General features: G+C 73.9%; 15 protein-coding genes. 5 read left to right on the top strand and 10 right to left on the bottom strand.

The annotated features are described in order from the left end of the window. Nucleotides 1-4: 4 nt before the first annotated feature. The 5 genes from GA0115242_RS05920 to GA0115242_RS05900 all read right to left on the bottom strand — a co-directional run bounded on the left by GA0115242_RS05920 (nt 5) and on the right by GA0115242_RS05900 (nt 5,766). Entirely contained in the window at nt 5-1,486 is a 1,482-nt protein-coding gene (locus GA0115242_RS05920; protein ID WP_093825241.1) for an HAD-IA family hydrolase, read from the bottom strand. Nucleotides 1,487-1,835: 349 nt separating this feature from the next. Beyond that, complete coding sequence (locus tag GA0115242_RS05915) at nt 1,836-2,912, bottom strand: ABC transporter ATP-binding protein (protein ID WP_093825239.1); 1,077 nt, start codon at nt 2,910-2,912, stop codon at nt 1,836-1,838. A 6-nt stretch (nt 2,913-2,918) separates the two neighbouring features. Next, nucleotides 2,919-3,734: an ABC transporter permease gene (locus GA0115242_RS05910; RefSeq protein ID WP_093825237.1), complete on the bottom strand. Its 816-nt coding sequence runs from the start codon at nt 3,732-3,734 to the stop codon at nt 2,919-2,921. Beyond that, nucleotides 3,719-4,618, bottom strand: coding sequence for an ABC transporter permease (locus GA0115242_RS05905; protein WP_093825235.1), 900 nt, complete (start codon nt 4,616-4,618; stop codon nt 3,719-3,721). The genes GA0115242_RS05910 and GA0115242_RS05905 overlap by 16 nt, the downstream gene beginning before the upstream one ends. Further along, complete coding sequence (locus GA0115242_RS05900; RefSeq protein WP_093825234.1) at nt 4,615-5,766, bottom strand: ABC transporter substrate-binding protein; 1,152 nt, start codon at nt 5,764-5,766, stop codon at nt 4,615-4,617. Before GA0115242_RS05900 ends, GA0115242_RS05905 begins: the two co-directional genes overlap by 4 nt. 232 nt (nt 5,767-5,998) lie before the next feature. Between GA0115242_RS05900 and GA0115242_RS05895 the strand changes: the two genes are divergently transcribed. Continuing rightward, nucleotides 5,999-6,739 (top strand): GntR family transcriptional regulator, encoded by a 741-nt coding sequence (locus GA0115242_RS05895; protein ID WP_093825233.1) that lies wholly within the window; start codon nt 5,999-6,001, stop codon nt 6,737-6,739. Between the two features lie 30 nt (nt 6,740-6,769). Continuing rightward, nucleotides 6,770-7,297, top strand: a complete 528-nt coding sequence (locus tag GA0115242_RS05890; RefSeq protein ID WP_093825232.1) for an adenylate kinase — start codon at nt 6,770-6,772, stop codon at nt 7,295-7,297. A 139-nt stretch (nt 7,298-7,436) separates the two neighbouring features. On the opposite strand, the gene GA0115242_RS05885 is transcribed toward GA0115242_RS05890, so the two are convergent. From GA0115242_RS05885 to GA0115242_RS05875, 3 genes are all read right to left on the bottom strand, one after another. Continuing rightward, nucleotides 7,437-9,881 (bottom strand): GH92 family glycosyl hydrolase, encoded by a 2,445-nt coding sequence (locus tag GA0115242_RS05885; RefSeq protein ID WP_093825231.1) that lies wholly within the window; start codon nt 9,879-9,881, stop codon nt 7,437-7,439. An 82-nt stretch (nt 9,882-9,963) separates the two neighbouring features. Further along, the gene (locus GA0115242_RS05880; RefSeq protein WP_256089376.1) at nt 9,964-10,641 is read right to left on the bottom strand and encodes a hypothetical protein; all 678 of its coding nucleotides are present in this window, start codon (nt 10,639-10,641) and stop codon (nt 9,964-9,966) included. Nucleotides 10,642-10,795: 154 nt separating this feature from the next. Continuing rightward, complete coding sequence (locus GA0115242_RS05875) at nt 10,796-11,422, bottom strand: hypothetical protein (RefSeq protein ID WP_311638486.1); 627 nt, start codon at nt 11,420-11,422, stop codon at nt 10,796-10,798. Between the two features lie 252 nt (nt 11,423-11,674). Here GA0115242_RS05875 and GA0115242_RS05865 point away from each other — a divergent pair, with 252 nt between their 5' ends. Beyond that, entirely contained in the window at nt 11,675-12,436 is a 762-nt protein-coding gene (locus tag GA0115242_RS05865; RefSeq protein ID WP_093825229.1) for an SAM-dependent methyltransferase, read from the top strand. Between the two features lie 181 nt (nt 12,437-12,617). Here GA0115242_RS05865 and GA0115242_RS05860 read toward each other — a convergent pair whose 3' ends face one another. Further along, complete coding sequence (locus GA0115242_RS05860; RefSeq protein ID WP_093825227.1) at nt 12,618-13,367, bottom strand: SDR family oxidoreductase; 750 nt, start codon at nt 13,365-13,367, stop codon at nt 12,618-12,620. 119 nt (nt 13,368-13,486) lie between these two features. On the opposite strand from GA0115242_RS05860, the gene GA0115242_RS05855 reads away from it, so the two are divergent. Next, nucleotides 13,487-14,242 carry a TetR/AcrR family transcriptional regulator gene (locus GA0115242_RS05855; RefSeq protein WP_093825225.1) on the top strand — a complete coding sequence of 252 codons (756 nt, stop codon included), beginning with the start codon at nt 13,487-13,489 and terminating at the stop codon, nt 14,240-14,242. 287 nt (nt 14,243-14,529) lie between these two features. On the opposite strand, the gene GA0115242_RS05850 is transcribed toward GA0115242_RS05855, so the two are convergent. Beyond that, entirely contained in the window at nt 14,530-15,999 is a 1,470-nt protein-coding gene (locus GA0115242_RS05850; protein WP_093825223.1) for an MFS transporter, read from the bottom strand. Between the two features lie 634 nt (nt 16,000-16,633). Between GA0115242_RS05850 and GA0115242_RS05845 the strand changes: the two genes are divergently transcribed. Next, nucleotides 16,634-17,284, top strand: a complete 651-nt coding sequence (locus GA0115242_RS05845) for a TetR/AcrR family transcriptional regulator (protein WP_093825221.1) — start codon at nt 16,634-16,636, stop codon at nt 17,282-17,284. Nucleotides 17,285-17,465: the final 181 nt, after the last annotated feature.

Raw genomic sequence — 17,465 nt, 5'->3', positions numbered from 1 at the left:
CGGTTCACCCGGCGCCCGCGCCCTCCGGGCCGGGCAGCGCGAACGTGGTGAGGACGGCCGCGTGGTCCGACGGCCAGTCGTTGCCCGCGACGTCGGGCCAGGCGCGCGGCACGCCCGTGACGACCGTGCGCGAGTCCACCACGTCGAGACCGGGGCCGTAGAGCACGTAGTCGATGCGGTCCTGCGGCTCAGGGCGGTCCGGGTCGTCCTCGTGCACCGGGTGGACCGGCGACCAGGTGGCCCCGGGGGAGCGGACCGGGTCGGGGTGGACCTGCCGGTAGGAGTCGCGCAGCCCCGCCTCCTCGGCGGCCCGGGTCACCGGCCACGCGACGTCCGTGCGGTCCAGGTGCGAGGGGCAGTTGAAGTCCCCGGTCAGCACCACGGGAACGCCCGGCCGCCCCGCCTCCGCGATCCGCCGCAGCGTCTCCCGCATCTGCCCGAGCCGCACCTCCTCGTGCGCGATCAGCCCGGCCGCCGGGAGCCCGTCGAAGTCCGCCTCGTACGGGCCGTACGGCGTGTAGTGCAGATGGGCCGTCCAGACGTCGACCTCGTGCCGCCCCACCGCGATCCTGACCCCGGCCGCCCCGTAGAAGCCGACGTCCGGGTCGCCGAGCCGGGCGACGATCGGGTGGCGGCTGATCACGCCGAGGTTCTCGCCCGCCTGGTGGTGGTGCCAGCCGAGCGCGTCGGCGAGTTCCGCGGCCGCCGTGTGCGCCGTCTCCTGGAGCCCGACCACGTCGGCCCCGGTCTCCAGGACGACCTTGAGCTGCTTGGCCCGGTGGTCGTCGACGCGCGCGCCGCCGAGCCAGAGGTTCCAGCTCAGCACCCGCAGCCGGGGCCCGACCAGGCCGCGCAGCCGGTCAGGCGTGACCTCTTCGAGGCTGGCGACGACGGTGCGGCCGGGCGCGGCGTCGATCGGCGCGAGGGACGGCACCGCGACGACGGCGCACCCGGCGGCCTCGGCCGAGGAGACCCCGGTGGCGGTGTCCTCGACGGCGACGCAGCGGGCCGGGTCGACCCCGAGGGCGGCGCAGGCGGCGAGGTACGGGTCGGGCTCGGGCTTGGTGCGCGCGGTGTCGTCGGCGGTCACCGAGACCCGGAACCGGTCGGCGCCGAGCGCGGCCAGGACGGTGTCGGCGACCGACCGGGGCGAGGCGGTCACCAGGGCGGTCGGCACGTCGTCCCGGGCGAGCGCGTCCAGGAGGTCGAGGGCGCCGGGGCGCGGGACGACCCCGGTGCGGACCCGGTCGGCGAACTCCCCGTGCAGCCGCTCGCCGAGGCGGACGGAAGGGGTCGCGGTGAGCCGGGCGAGCCAGTCGGCGGTGTGCTCGACGGGGCGGCCGAGCACCTCCGGCTGGTCGGCCTCGGTGAGCGGTCTGCCGAGGCCGGTGGCGACGTGCTGCACCGCCTCCCACCAGAGCCGCTCGGTGTCGACGAGCGTGCCGTCCATGTCGAACAGGACGGCCTGGAGCGGGGGTCGGGTCACGGTGTCAGCTCTCCGGTGGTGGGGGGTGGGGGAGGGGCCCGGTGGGGCCGGTGGGATCCGGTGGGGCCCGCGTTCGGTGGGGTGCGGTGTGCGGGAGGTGAGGGCGGGGCGGGGTGATGCGGGGCGCGCGTGTGGGGCGGGATGTTGTGGGACGTGCGTGTGGGACGGGGTGTGCGGGGTGGGGCGCCGGCGGTGCGGGCCGACTGGTGGGAGTCGGTCCCGCACCGGCGCGGTCGGGGAGGCGCGGCCGGGGCACCGGAGGGGAGGGCCCGCACGCGTCGGGTCCGGGCCGGGGGTGGTTCGTCCCGTGGCCGTCGGTCCGTGGTGGGTGGTAGGTGGCGGGTGCCGGTCAGGCGGTGCGTTCCGCGACCAGGACCGGTCGTTCGGGCAGCGACACCCGGACGGCGGTCCCGGCGGTGAGCGCGGCCGCCTCGTGGGTGGGCAGGTCCGCCTTCACCTCGGTGCCGTCGGCGAGCAGCACGGTGACCCGGGTGGCCGCGCCGAAGAACGCGGTGGCGACGACCCGGGCGTCCGCGCCGTCGTCCGCCGTCAGCCGGACGCCCTCGGGGCGGACCAGGACGTCGACCTCGGCGGTGCCCGGCGGGGTGCCGTCGACCGGCAGCCGCAGCCCGAGCACCTCCACCGTGGAGCCGGACAGCACGGCGGGCACCCGGCTCATGGTGCCGACGAACTCGGCCACGAAGGCGGTCGCCGGACGTCCGTACAACTCGGCCGGTTCGGCGCACTGTTCGAGGCGTCCCTCGCGCATCACCGCGACCCGGTCGGCGACCGACAGCGCCTCCTCCTGATCGTGCGTCACGAACAGGGTGGTGATGCCGAGTTCCTGCTGGAGACGGCGGATCTCCTCGCGCAGGGTGAGCCGCACCTTGGCGTCGAGGGCGGAGAGCGGCTCGTCGAGCAGCAGCACCCGGGGCCGCAGCGCGAGGGCGCGGGCCAGGGCGATGCGCTGCTGCTGGCCGCCGGAGAGCTGGTGCGGGTACCGGGCGCCCTTGTCGGCGAGCCCGACCAGCTCCAGCAACTCCGTTGCCCGGCGCCGCCGTTCGGCCGTCCCCACCTTGCGCATCCGCAGCCCGAAGGCGACGTTGTCGACGGCGCTGAGGTGCGGGAAGAGGCTGTAGGACTGGAACACCATCCCGGCGTCGCGGCGGTGGGCCGGGACGCGGGTGACGTCCGCGCCGTCCACCAGGACCTCACCGGAGTCGGGGTGTTCGAAGCCCGCCAGCATGCGCAGGGCGGTGGTCTTGCCGCAGCCGGAGGGGCCGAGCAGGGCGAGGAACTCGCCGGGGCGGACCGTCAGGTCGAGACCGTCGAGCGCGACGGTCTGCCCGAACTCCCGGCGCAGTGCCCGGAACTCGACCGTGGCGGCCTGCTCGGTCCGGACGTCTTCGAGTGCGGTGGCGGTCATCGGTCATCATCCCCGGGACGCGGTCTTGGTACGTCCGCCGAATCCGGCGAGCGTGAGGAGCAGGGCCCAGGTGACGAGGAGGCTGAGCACGGACACGGCGACGGACAGCTGGGCCTGCGAGCCGCCGATGCTGTAGATCCACACCGCGAACGGGGTGAATCCGAGGAGCTGGGCCACGGTGAACTCGCCGAGGACCAGCGCCAGGGTGAGGAACGAGGCGTTCAGCAGCGCCCCGCGCAGATTGGGCAGCACCGCCCGCAGCAGCGCCTGCGGCCATGCGGCGCCGCAACTGCGGGCGGCCTCCACGAGGGTGCGCACGTCGATGGCGCGCAGCCCCGCGTCCAGCGCCCGGTACACGAACGGCAGCGCCATCACCACGTAGGCGAGGACGAGCACGAACGGGAAGTCGGGGTTCTGGACGGCGACGAACGTCTGGAACAGCGGTGTGCGGGAAAGGTGTTCGGGTCCCCACTTGAGGACGGTCGAGATCCCCGCGACGAACGCGATCGGCGGCACCACCAGCGGCAGCGAGCACACCACCTCGACGACCGGGCGCAGCCGGGGCGCCCCGAGCCGCAGGGCCACCACGGCGGGCACCATCAGCAGCAGCACCAACGCGATGGTCACCAGGGCCAGTTCGAGGGAGAGCAGCAGACTGGTGGTGAACCCCTCGGTGGAGACGATGCGCCGGTAGGCGTCGAAGGTGACGCCCCGGCCGGGCACGTCCACGGTGAAGACCACCGAGGCGGCCAGCGGGACGAGGAAGTACAGGGCGGCGAAGCCGAGGACGGGCCACCGCCAGGCGTTCACGCGTCGAGCCATCGGGCGCTCCGTCGTTGCAGGGGCAGATAGACGGCCATCACGACGCCGGCCACCAGGACCATGTCCAGGCTGAGCGCGAGCGCCACGTTCTCCTGCCCGACCAGCACGTTGCCGGAGATGGCGTCGGCGATCTGGAGGGTCACCAGCGGGACCGAACTGCCCACCATGGCCGCGGCGGTGGCGTACGCGGCGAAGGCGCTGCCGAACAGCAGCACCAGGCCGCCGAGCAGGGACGGCGCCAGGACCGGCAGTGCCACGTGCCGCCAGTACTGGGCGCCCGTCGCGCCGTTGTTGCGCGCGGCCTCCCGCCACTGGGTGCGCAGCCCCTCCAGGGCCGGGGTGATGGTGAGGACCATCAGCGGGATCAGGAAGTACAGGTAGACGAGGACCAGGCCGCCGAAGCTGTAGAGGTTCCAGCCCTTCTCGCCCAGGCCCAGGTGCCGGGTGAGCACACCGGCGTTGCCGAGGGTGGCGACGAAGGCGAAGGCCAGCGGGACGCCGCCGAAGTTGGCGAGGACCCCGGACGCGGTCAGGACCGCCTCGCGCAGCGCGCGCGAGCGCGAGGTGACGACGGCCTGCGCGATCGGCAGCCCCAGCAGGGCCCCCAGGACGGCGCAGACCGCGGACAGCTTCACGCTGCCGACCAGCGCCGTCAGGTAGGCGCCGTCCAGGGAGCGCGTCAGGTTGGCGGTGCTGTACGAAGTGGCGCCGGAGACCTGGTCCTTGACGGTGAAGGCGCCGTTGAGCATGGCGAGCGCGGGCACCCCGAACGCGACGGCGGTGAAGGCGAGCAGCGGGACGACGGCCAGCCAGCCGGGGGCGCGGCGCCGCCGCTTCGGGGAAGCGGCGGACACCACGTCGGCCCGCGTGAGCGTGGCCGTCATCCGGAGACGGCCTTCGCCCAGCCCTGCGCGAGGACCTCCTTGGCCTTGCTCTGCTGGGCCTCGGTCGGGAACGTCGGCGTGCCGGAGACCTGCGGGAGCTTCGCGGCGGCCGTCTTGTCGAGGGTGCCGGCCTTCTCCATGGCGGGCATCAGGGCCGGGCGGGCGTACCCGGCGAGCCACAGGTTCTGGCCCTCGGCGCTGTACAGGTACTCCTGCCACAACCGCGCGGCGGCGGGGTGCGGGGCGTCCTTGTTGACGGCCTGCGAGTAGAACTGGGAGAACTGACCGTCGGTCGGCACGGCCACCTTCCAGTCGACGCCCTTGGACTTGAACTCGTCGGCGTACCCGGCGTTGAGGTAGTCCCAGTCGATGCTGATCGGCGTCTCGCCCTTCTCGACGGTCGCCGGGGTCGACTCGACGGGCGTGTAGTTGCCGTTCTTCTTCAGCTTGGCGAAGAAGTCGAGGCCGGGCTGCATGTCGTCGAAGGAGCCGCCGTTCGCGAGCGCCGCCGCGTAGACGCCGCCGAAGGCCGAACCCGACTTGGTGGGGTTGCCGTTGAGGGCGACCTGGCCCTTGTACTCGGGCTTGAGGAGGTCCGCGAAGGTGCTCGGGCAGTTCTTGACGCGCTTGGCGTCGCAGCCGATGGAGACGTAGCCGCCGTAGTCGTTGTACCAGCGGGCCTGCGCGTCCTTCTGGGAGTCCGGGATGTCGTCGTACGCGGTCACCTTGTAGGGCGCGAGCAGGCCCTGCTGGGCGGCGCTCAGCGCGAAGGAGCTGCCGAGGTCCAGGACGTCGGGCGCGCGGTTCTGGCCCTTGCGGGAGGTGACCGCGTTGATCTCGTCCTGGCTCGACCCGTCGGGGTTCTCGACCTCGATCTTGATGCCGTACTTCTTCTGGAACCCGTCGATCAGGGCACCGTAGTTGGCCCAGTCGCGGGGGAGCGCGATGGCGTGCAGCGTGCCTTCCTTCTTGGCCGCCTTCACCAGGGCGTCCATGCCCCCGAAGTCGGCCGCGGAGGTGGCGGTCGCGGCGTTCTTGCCGTCGGAGGTGGTCGACGCGTTGTCGGGGGCGGCGCCGCAGGCGCTCAGGGCGAGCGCGGCGACGACGGCGAGGGAACCGGTCAGGACGGCGGTTCTCGGCTGGAACACGGTGACTCCAGAAAAAGGGGCGCGGGAACGCGGGAACTCGGGACAGGCGGAGAACTTGTCTGAACAAGTTGGCCCCAGTAAGTCCGGCCGTGGTGTCCTGTCCGTAAACACTGGTGAAACCCTGGTCCCCGGTTGCCTGCACATTCGCGGGTCGGCTCGGTCGGGTTCCGGCGCCCTTCGGTGTCGTTTACCCTGATCACGCTGTGCACAGCGGTCAACGCGGAGGAGAACGGTGGCGACGCGACACGAGGAGATCGCCGACGAACTGCGGCGGGCGATCGACCGCGAGCAGTACACGGTCGGCAGCAGACTGCCCGCCGAGACGGAACTGGCCGCCCGGTACGCCGTCTCGCGCGGCACGGTCCGCCAGGCGGTCGCCGCGCTCACCGCCGAGGGCCTGATCGGCTCCCGGCAGGGCGCCCGCCGGGTGGTGCTCGCCAGCCGCCGCAGCCAGAGCTTCGCCGAACTGCGCAGCTTCGCCCAGTGGGCGGCGGCGATGGGACGGGAGGCGACCGGCCGGGTGGCCGCCCAGGAGTACCGGCCCGCCACCGCGCAGGACGCCTCCCGCCTCCAACTCCCCGAGGGCACACCGGTGTTGCACGTGCTGCGGGTGCGCGGTCTGGACGGCGAGCCGGTCCTCCTCGAACGCACCGTGTACGCCGACTGGATAGCCCCCGCCGTCGAGGGCATCGATCCGCACGCCCCCTCGGTGACCCAACTCCTCTTCGACACCACGGGACTTGTCTTCGCCTACGGCGAGCACGTCATCGACGCGGTCGCCGCCGGAGCCCGGGACGCCGAACTCCTCGGCGTCCGCCGCAGCAGCCCCCTGCTGCGGGTCCGCCGGGTCACCACCACCCGCGAGGGACGCCCGGTGGAGTGGTCGGACGACCGCTACCGCTCGGACGCGGTGAGCTTCAGCGTGCACAACTCCACCGCCAGCAACGCCCTGGCCCGCAAAACCGCCGAGTGAGGCGCGGGGCGTGTGAGGTACGGTCCGGGAATGGAACGGATCCTGGTGGTGGGCAGCACGGGCGCGGGCAAGTCGACGCTGGCCCGTGCCCTGGGCCGCCGCCTCGGCGTCCCGTACCACGAGATGGACGCCCTCTACTTCGCCGGACCCGGCTGGGCGGTCAACGAACGCCTCACCGAGGACGTCGGCCGGATCACCGGGGAGCCCCGGTGGATCATCGACTCGCTCGGCTACCCGGACGTCCGTGACCTGCTGTGGGACCGCGCGGACACGGTGGTCTGGCTGGACTACGGCCGACGCGTGATCATGCCCCGGGTGCTGCGGCGCTCGCTGCGCCGCTCGGCCACCCGCGAGTCCCTCTTCGGCGGCAACCGCGAGCGCTGGCGCGACTGGCTCACCCGCGACCATCCCGCCTGGTGGGCCTGGTCCCGGTACCCCGTGCGCCGCCGTGAGATCGGCGAGCGCGTCGACGACCCCCGCTTCCGGCCGCTCTCCGTCCACCGCCTGCGCACACCCCGGGAGACCGCGGCCTGGCTGGAACGGCTGCCGTCCGCCTGACCGCCGGGGCGCGCTGCCACCCCGGCGGCACCGGGGGCGGTGGCACGGCCGGCGCCCCGGCCGACCCCACCACCGCCCGTCGCGGCGCTAGTGCTGCCGTGGCCGGAAAGATTCACGGCGAACCTCTCCGGTCACGGCCCTAGCCCGGCAGACCCGCCGGGTCCGTCGCCCACGAGGTGTTCGGCTGCTCGGCGAGGCCGAAGGAGAGCGTGCCGCCCCGCAGCGTCAGCGCCGCTCCCGCCCAGGAGCGCCCGTGCGCCCGGCCGTCGAGCCGGACCGAGTCCACGTAGGCGTGGGTGGCGTCCGCCGCGGGCGCCTCGATCCGGATGTCGGCGCGTCCGGGGCGGTCGAGGACCGCCTTCGTGAACACCGGTGCGCCCAGCAGCAGATCGGCGCTTCCCGGCGCCTTCGGGTAGAGGCCGAGGCACGCGAACACGTACCAGGCCGACATGGTCCCGAGGTCGTCGTTGCCGGGCAGCCCCGCGGGCCCGGTCCCGTAGACGGTGTCGACGATCTGACGGACCGTCGCCTGCGTCTTCCACGGCTGGCCCAGCGCGTTGTACAGCCAAGGGGCGTGGATCCCGGGCTCGTTGGTCGGGTCGTAGCGCAGGGCGTCGCCGCCGCGCACCGACCAGGAACCGTCCGCCTGGTGGAAGAACCCGTCGAGCCGGGTCGCCGCCGTCTCGCGGCCGCCCATGGCGTCGGCGAGACCCGCCACGTCCTGCGGCACCATCCAGGTGTACGTGGCGCTGGAGCCCTGCGCGAACCCGACGTCCGTGCTCGGCGAGAACGGCGTCACCCACGACCCGTCGAGCCGACGCGCCTGCGCGTAGCCGCCGTTCGCGGTCGCCGCCGGGTTGAACACGTTGCGCCACCAGGTGCCCCGGTCCGCGAAGACCCGCGCCTCCTCGTCCCGGCCCAGCAGCCGCGCCCACTGCCCGAGCGCGGCGTCGGCCACCGCGTCCTCCAGCGTCTCGGCCGCGCCGCCCCAGCAGTGGCACACGTCCTGCGCCGCGTAGTGCGAGGTCAAGTACTGCGCCAGATTGGGCCGTTGGCCCACGCACTGGCCGGGGCAGCCCGCGTCGGAGAGACCGTCCGGGTGCGGTTCGGTCGCCTGCCTGACCAGCGAGTCGAAGGCACCCAGGTAGTCGAAGCCGCGCACCCCCATGGCGTAGAACGTCGCCAGGGTCGCCGCCGTCGGGTCGCCGGTCATCACGTGCGTCGCCCCGCTGACGTGCACCCAGCGGTCCCAGACGCCGCCGTTCTGCCGCGCGAAGTTGTACAGCGACTGGGCGAAGTCCCCGGCCACCCGCGGCTTCAGGAGCGCGAGCAACTGGATGTGCGCCCGGTACTGGTCCCACCCGGAGAAGTTGCTGTACTGCCCCGCCTGCCCGCGCTCCACCCGGTGGACGGCCTGGTCCATGCCCCAGTAGCGGCCGTCCGTGTCACTGATCAGGTTCGGCTGCTGGAAGGAGTGGTACAGCGCCGTGTAGAAGGCCGTCCGGCGGTCCTCGGTGCCGCCCGCGACCCGGACCGACCGCAACTCCCGGTCCCACGCGCGCGATCCGGCCGCGGCCACCTCGTCGACCCCCGCCCGCCGGGGTATCTCCTCGCGCAGGTTCGTCTCCGCGCCCGCGAGGCTCACGTAGGAGATGCCGATCCGCATCCGGACATCGTTGTCAGCGCTGGTGTCGAAGCCGACCCAGCCGCCCGAGCCGCGCCCCGCGCGGTCGGCGCCCGTCGCGTAGCCCTCACCGCCGGACGCGGTGGTCGCGCCGGGCGAGAGCGTGCCGTCCTTCCAGGTGCCGGTGGAGGAGAAGGCCCGATCGAAGGAGGCGCTGAAGTACAGCTTGTAGTAGCTCTTGCGGTTGTTGACGCCGCCGTTCGCGCGCCGCCCGCAGAACGCGCCGGTGAGCACCCAGCCGGTCACCTTGCGGTGCGCGGCGTCGATGTCGACGTGCGCGTCCTCGCTGCCGTTGAGCGAGTTGGAGACCCGGAACAGCAGGTTCGCAGGCCGGTCGGACGGGAAGGTGAAGTCGGCCACCCCGGCCCGCGAGCTGACCGCGAGGTCGGCACCGGCCCCCGAGGCGAGCCCGACGGTGTACCGGCCGGGGACGGCCCGCTCGTCGGCGTGCGAGAAGTTCGACGCGTAGACGGCGTCCCGGGTGTCCGCCGACGGCGACGACGTGACGTCACCGACGAACGGCATGATCGGCACGTCCCCCGCCGCGCCCGGGTTGCAGCCCGCGCCGTTGACGTGCGTCAGGCTCAGCCCGCGCATGCGGGTGGCGTTGTACTCGTAGCCGTTGGCGGCCCCGGTGCTGGTCTGGTCGCCGGTCGTGCTGGTGGGGGACCAGGCCATCATGCCGAACGGCAGGGTGGCACCCGGGAAGGTGTTGCCGCCGTTCGACGAACCGATCAGCGGGTCCACGTACGACGACGGGTGCGCCACCTCCCCGGCCATGGCCTGCGCGGGGGCGGTGGAGCCCGTGGCGAGCGCGGTGGTCAGCAGGGCGGTCGCGACGACGGTGGTGGTCAGCCGTCTGGTGAAGGGCCCAGGGACGCTGGGTCTGTTGAGGCGCATACGGCGGAAGGGTAGGAGCCGGGCGCCTGGGAGGGGAGTGGCTTCTCCGTCGTTTCGATGAAGCCGGGGTGAAGACCGGGCGTCATCGCCCCGGTACGCCGGATTCGTCACCGAGCCCGTACAACGGCGTCCCGGCGGCCCAACGCTCCAGCCGCGCGCCGTCGATGAGATGCACGTGCCCCTGACGGGACGCCCAGCGCTCGTCCCGGCCGGCGAACGTCCCCCGGTGCACGACCAGTCGCAGATCGGGCACAACCGGCTCGCGCCCCCGCGCGCGGCTGCGCCAGTGCGGGTCCTCGTCCGGCAGCGGCTCGGCCACCGGGCGGAACGCCACCACCAGCAGCCGTCCCCGCGGGTCGCGCGCCGCGAGCCGGGGGCGGTCCTGCTCGGGCAGGGGCAGCACCCGCCAGCCGTCCCTGCGCAGCATCCTGGCCACCGCGAGCACCAGCCCCGGCACGTCCAACTCCGTCAGTTCGTCCGGGGTGTAGAACCCCCGGTGCCGACGGGCACGCGGTCTGCGCAGCAGATGCGCCGCCACCGCCGTGACCGCGAGCGCCCCCAGGACCGCGGCGGGGAACCCGGGCCCGTAGGCGCGGAACGCGAGCGCCAGCCCCACCACCGCGGCCGACCCGAGGAGCACCGCGAGGACGAGCGCGACCAGCACCTCGCGCAGCCTCGGGCCGTAACGGCCCCGCGCGCGCAGGTCCGACACGGCCTCCCGGCGCAGGACGCGCCGGGACCGCTCACCCGTCTCCGCCACCAGGGTCAGCTCCCCCCTGAACGCACACCGTCCGTGAGGGGAATGCGTACCCGCCAACCACCTTGATCGCGCCAGGAGTTGGCAACCGGCCACCGAAAAGGCCGAAGGCAGGCAGCCCGTCGCGGCCGCTGGTGACCCGGGGACGGCAGAGGTGTCAGGGGCTCGGCGCCGCGCTCGGACCCATGCCGGAGAGATGCACGATCGTCCCGCCCAGCGTCCCCCGGAACTCCTTGAGCGCCTTCGGCTGCGCGCTGACCACCCACCGGTTGCCGACCAGATAGGTGCCCTGGTACATGCCGATGGTGTCCAGCCAGGTCTCCTTGAACCTCTCCTCGGGGAAGGTGGTGATGAGGTAGTCCCCGTCGGCGGTGTGGCAGACCCCCTCGCGCAGCTCGGCGGCCTCGGTGCGGATCTTCACCTCGCAGCCGGTGAGTCCGGCGATGACCTCGACCTTCGCCGGTGCCACCACCTGCGCCTCCAGCGCGGAGACGACGGGCGCCGCCGTCGCCGACTGCCGCTTGCCGCCCGCCGGTTCACTCTCACCGGCCGCGCAGCCCGCCGTCAGCGGCAGCACCGCGAGACCACCGGCGAGCGCCGCGGACCGGGCCAGCCGCGAGACCGCGGGGGCGCGGCGCGCGGAGCGGGCTGCGGCGGGGAGCGCGGGGGAGGAGGGGACGGGGTCGGGGAGCCGCGGGAGGCCGCGGAGGTCCTGCGGGCTCGGGGCGGAACGGGTCGTTGACGGGGTGCGGCCGTTCAGTGGCCGCGTCGGCTGCTGGGGCACGTCGCTGCTCCGGGTCCGGACGGTGCTGCCCGCGCGCGACGGACAGGGGTACACCGACAGATACGGGCGGTACCGGAGGGGCGTTCAGCGGGGGCGAGTGGAGGTCCTGGTGGGGGTGAGCGGGCGTCCCGGGTGGCGAGCTGACGTCCTGGGCGCCAGTGCGTGTCCTGGGGGTGCCGTGGCGTCCTCGGGGTCTCCGCCCGGTCGGAAAACCGGTGGCCCGGCCGGTGCGGCGTCGTTACGGTCCGGTCCATGACTCATCCCTCCGGCTTCGGATCCGGCGCCCGTCTCACCTTCAACGCGCCGCTCTCGGACGCGCGTGCCGACCGGTTGGTCGCGGATCTCGCCGCGTCGAATCCGTCGACCGTGCTCGATCTCGGGTGCGGGTGGGGCGAGCTGCTCCTGCGGGTCCTGGAGGCCGTCCCCGGCGCGCGGGGCGTCGGCGTCGACCTCCGGGGTGCCGCTCTGGAACGCGGGCGGTCCGACGCCGCCCGGCGCGGGCTCGCCGACCGGGTGACGTTCGTCGAGGGGCCCGCTGCCGACCATCTCTCCGACGCGGACCTCGTCCTCAGCTCGGGCGCGTACCAGGCGTTCGGTACCGTCGCGGACGCGCTCGGGGTCCTGCGGGAACGGGTCAACCCCGGGGGCCGCCTGCTGTTCGCCGCCGAGATCTGGGAGCGGATCCCGACGGACGGGCAACTGGCGCGGATGTGGCCGGACATGACCGCCGAGGACTGCCATCTCCTCCCGGATCTGGTGGACCTGACGATCGCGGCGGGGTTCCGGCCCCTGCGGATCGAGACGTCCACCCGCGACGAGTGGGATGAGTTCGAGTCCGGCTACCTGGCGGGCCCGGAGGAGTGGCTGCTGGCCAACGGCGACCACCCCGAGGCGGACCGGGTGCGCGACCAGGTGGACACGCACCGCGCCTTCTGGCTGCGCGGCCACCGGGGCGTCCTCGGCTTCGCCTTCCTGACGCTGGGCGTCCCCACCGCGGAGAAGGCGTCGTCCTAGGCAGGCCGGGGGATCGCGGGCCCGCGGTGCCCGCCGCCGCCCTCAGGTGACGCGACGCCGACCACGGCCGCGCCGGCGCCGGATCACCGGTCCTGGTGCCGCTTCCGATCTCCTCGGCGTCGGCCCACCGGTCCTCCTGGCCGCTCCCGATGCCCCCGGCGAGGGCGGCGGGCGGACCGCCTCAGACGATTCCGCCGTTCGCGCGCAGCACCTGGCCGTTGACCCAGCGCCCGTCGGGGCCCGCCAGGAACGAGACGACGCGCGCGATGTCGTCGGGCGTGCCGAGCCGCTCCAGCGGGGGCTGGGCTGCCAGCCGGGCCACGGTCTCCTCGTCCTTGCCGTCCAGGAAGAGGTCGGTGGCGGTGGGGCCGGGCGCCACCGCGTTGACCGTCACCTCCCGGCCGCGCAGTTCGCGGGCGAGGATCAGGGTCAGCGCCTCGACCGCGCCCTTGGTGGCCGCGTAGGCGCCGTAGCCGGGGAAGGACAGGCCGAGGACCGACGTCGAGAAGTTGACGATCGCGCCGCCGGGGCGCAGCCTGCGGGCGGCCTGCTGGTCCACGACGAACGTGCCGCGGATGTTGGTGCGGCAGACCGCGTCCAGATCGGCGAGGTCCAGGTCGACCAGCGGGGACAGGGGCATCCGGCCCGCCGCGTGCACGACGACGTCGATCCCGCCGTAGGTGGACTCCGCGCGGTCGAAGAGGGCGGCGACCTCCGCCTCCTCCGCGACGTCCGCGCGGGCCGCGAACGCCGTGCCGCCCGCTTCCTCGATGGTCCTGACGGACTCCTCGGCCGCCTTGTCGTTGCCCGCGTAGCCGACGACGACCGCGAGGCCGTCGGCCGCGAGCCGCCGGGCGACCTCGCGTCCGATGCCGCGCGAGCCGCCGGTGACGATCGCGACGCGCTGGTCCGTGTGGGGGTGAGAGGTCATGACGGTGCCCTTCGCTCTGTTAGCGCTGCTACGGATTGCGTGTAGCAACGGTAACACGGATTCGTAGCGACCGTAACGGGCATCTCGTATCGGCGCTACGAATGGCGTACCGTGGGGCCATGGACGCGAGGGAGAAGATTCTGGAAGCGGCGACCACCCTGCTGGCCGGGTCGCCGGTCGCGGACGTCTCCACGCGCGCGGTGTGCGAGGCGGCCGGGGTCGGGGCGCCGATGCTCTACCGGCTGTTCGGTGACAAGGCGGGGCTGCTCGCGGCCGTCGTGGACCGGGGTTTCGAGGAGTACCTGGTCACCAAGAGGGCGGCCAGGCCCAGTGACGACCCGGTCGCCGACCTCAGGCGGGGCTGGGACAACCACCTGCGGTTCGCGCTGGAGCACCCCCACCACTACCGGCTGATGTACTCGCCGGAGCTGACCGCCCCGCCCGCCGCCACCCGGGAGGCGCACGACCTGCTGCACTCCATCCTGGAGCGGTGCGCGGCGGCGGGCAGGCTCACCGTGCCGCCCGCCCTCGCCACCCAGATGATCATGTCGGCGAACGTGGGGGCGTCCCTGTCGATACTGACCCGCCCCGAGCAGTACCCGGACCCCGGGTTCTCCGCCCGGTTGCGGGACGCCGTCCTCGGCGCGGTGACCTGTCCGGCCGACCCGGACAACGCGCCCGAACCCGATCCCGACCAGGCGGTCCCGATGGCCGCCGCCACGCTGGCGGCGCGGCTGCGCGCCGAGCGCCCCGCCGCGTTCACCGCCGCCGAGTCGGCCCTGCTGGAGCAGTGGCTCGACAAGCTGGGCACGGACCGGCCGCTCGGCGATCCCGGGCCGCCGGTGGCCGAGCCGGTCCCGACCGACAGGCGATGACGGCGAGTGGGGCGAGGCCGCGCGCGCCGAGCCTGCTCACCCCCTGGTGCGCAGGGGCACGGACCGTCAGCGGGCCGACCGGCCAGGCTTGACGGGCCGGGCTTGACGGGCCGGGCTTGACGGGATGTGCCTGAAGGGTCGGGCTCGACGGGCCGGGCCTGACAGGGCGGACATGGCAGGACGGGCTGACGGGGCGCGGGCATACGACGGGGCCGCCGTCCGTGTGGACGGCGGCCCCTGCGCGTCGGCTCACCGAGGTGTCCCGGTGCGGGCGGTGGCCCTGGACGTCAGCCGACCGACGACGTCTCGGTCGCCGCGGGCGCCGACGCGGCGGCCGTCACCGGACGGCGGCGCGGGATGAACGACGCGACCACGAAGGCCAGCAGGGCCGCGCCCGCGCCGATCGACATGACGACCTTGAACCCGGTCTCGGACGGCAGGGCGTACCCGCCGAGGCTGATCGTCATCTGCGAGAGGATCACACCGGCGATCGCGCTCGCGACCGACGTACCGATCGAGCGCATCAGGGTGTTGAGGCTGTTGGCCGCGGCCGTCTCCGACGGGTCGACGGCGCCCATGATGAGGGCGGGCATCGCGCCGTAGGTGAAACCGATACCGGCGCCGATCACACAGGACACCAGCACCAGGTGCCAGACCTCGGACATCAGCACGATGTTCAGGCCGTAGCCGGAGGCGACGATCAGGGCGCCGATCATCAGCGTCACCTTCGGGCCCTTCGCCCGGGAGACGGCGGCCGAGACCGGCGCGAACACCATCATCACCAGGCCGGAGGGCGCCATCACCAGACCGGCCGTCAGCAGCGACTTGCCGAGGCCGAAGCCCGTCTGGGTGGGGAGTTGCAGGAGCTGCGGCAGCACCAGCGACATCGCGAACATCGAGAACCCGATGGCGATCGAGGCGAGGTTGGTCACCAGGACCTGACGGCGGGCCGTGGTGCGCAGGTCGACCAGGGGCTCGGAGGTGCGCAGCTCGAAGAAGCCCCACGCCACCAGCACCAGGACGGCGACGGCGAACAGGCCCAGCGTGGTGCCGCTGGTCCAGCCCCAGTCGGCGCCCTTGGAGATCGCCAGCAGCAGGGAGATCAGGCCGACGGCCATCCCGATGCCGCCGACCAGGTCGAACCGGCCGCCGGTGCGCACCGCGGACTCCGGCACGAACAGCGAGACCAGCACCAGCGCCACCACGCCGAGGCAGGCGGACGCCCAGAACAGGACGTGCCAGTCGAAGTGGTCGGCGATCAGGGCCGCGGTGGGCAGACCCAGCGCCCCGCCGACGCCGAGCGAGGCGCTCATCAGCGCGGTCGACCCGGCGAGCCGCTCCGCGGGCAGCTCGTCGCGCATGATGCTGATGCCCAGCGGGACGACCGCCGCCGCCAGACCCTGCACGGCGCGGCCGACGATCATCGGCACCAGGGTGTCGCTGAGCGCGCAGATCACCGAACCGGAGATCAGCAGCACCACGCTCACCAGCAGCATCCGGCGCTTGCCGAACATGTCCCCGAGCCGCCCCACGACCGGGGTGGCCACCGCGGCGGCGAGCAGCGTCGCGGTGACCGCCCAGGCGGTGTCGGAGGCGGGGGCGTCCAGCAGCTTGGGCAGCTCCGGGACGATCGGGATGACCAGGGTCTGCATCAGCGAGACGACGATGCCGGCGAAGGCCAGCACGGCCACCACGGCGCCGGACCGCTCCACTGCGGGACCGCCCGTGTCAGCGGGTCTGGGCAGAACGTCGGACATGAGGGTGCCTCCGGGAGAGGGTCGGGAGAAGCCGGAACGCGGCCGAAAATAAGTCAATCGCTTGACTTACTGTAACGGCGGTCCGAGGTGGATCCGCACCGCGAGGGCGCGGGGGAAGGGGTGCGGCCCGCTGCGGGGGCCGTACGACCGGTGGGAAAGGCGAGGCGGCGGGCCCGAGGCGATGACCCCGGGACGGTCGACCCGAGGCGATGAGCGCGCGCCCGACCGAGGGCACCCGGAAACGTGCGGCGCCGAGCCGGGCCGCCCGTCACGAGGACGTGAGGGTCGTCCGTTACGGGGGCGTGGCGGGCGTTCGTCGCGAGGGCGCGAGAGCCGCCGCCCGCCGCGAGGTGCCGGAGCCGCCCGTCACGGGGGCCCGAGGGCCGTCCGGCCGGGGCGTGCGCGAGGTCGTCCGCCGGGGTCGCGCGCGGGCGCCCGAGCCGGGTGGACGCGCCCCCCGGACGCCGTCCGGTCTCCGCTCCCGGACGCCGTCCGGTCTCCGCCCCGGCCCGGCCCCGACGTGCGGTTGCGTAGGCTTTCCGTACTGATCCGCGTCGCGCCCGCGACGCGGTCCGCGGCGGTTCGAGGGACTGGTCGCCGCGGGGGAGTGGCAAGTCCCGCGGCGGCGGTGGGCATGGCGGGCAGAACGGCACGGGCGGAGCAGGTCGGCACGACGAGAGAGCTGATCCTGACGACGGCCGAGCGGCTCTTCGCCGAGCGCGGCGTGAACGCGGTCTCCAACCGCCAGATCAGCGAGGCCGCGGGCCAGGGCAACAACACGGCGGTCGGCTACCACTTCGGCACCAAGGCCGACCTGGTCCGCGCGATCGTGCGCGGCCACTCGCGGCGCGTCGAGGAGATCCGGGTCCGGCTGCTGGCCGGGATCGGCGACTCGGACGACCTGCGGGACTGGATCGACTGCCTGGTCCGCCCGATGCCGGAGCACCTCGCCGACCTGGGCGGCCCCACCTGGTACGCGCGATTCTGCGCGCAGTTGATGACCGACCCGGCGCTGCACGACATCCTGGTGGCGGAGTCCCTCGCCTCCCCGTCGCTGCGCACGATCATCGAGGGGCTGAACCGGTGCCTGACCGACCTGCCGCCCGACGTCAGGGCCGAACGCGGTGAGATGGCCCGCCACCTCATCGTCACCGTGCCCGCCGAGCGGGAGCGCGCCCTCGCCGAAGGCAGGCCCACGCCCCGCGCGGACTGGCACGACGCCGGGAGCGGCCTCGTCGACGCGCTGATCGGCATCTGGCGGGCCCCGATCACACCGACCGGCTGAACGCCGCGGGCCCACCGGCCCGCCCGCGCGGACCCGACGGCGCGGCCCCTGGGGCGTGCGCCCCGGCCTGCGCGTGCGCCGCGCTCGCCGAACGCGCCCGATCCCGCGCCGGTGCCCCGGCGCCCGAACGAGTCCCGGCCGCCGAACCCGCCCCGCGCGCGCCGCTCCCCGGGTACGGAAC

Source organism: Streptomyces sp. SolWspMP-5a-2 (assembly GCF_900091845.1).
Lineage (GTDB): Bacteria > Actinomycetota > Actinomycetes > Streptomycetales > Streptomycetaceae > Streptomyces > Streptomyces doudnae.
The sequence above is the reverse complement of the archived record's forward strand: the minus strand, read 5'-3'. Positions and strand labels throughout refer to the sequence as shown.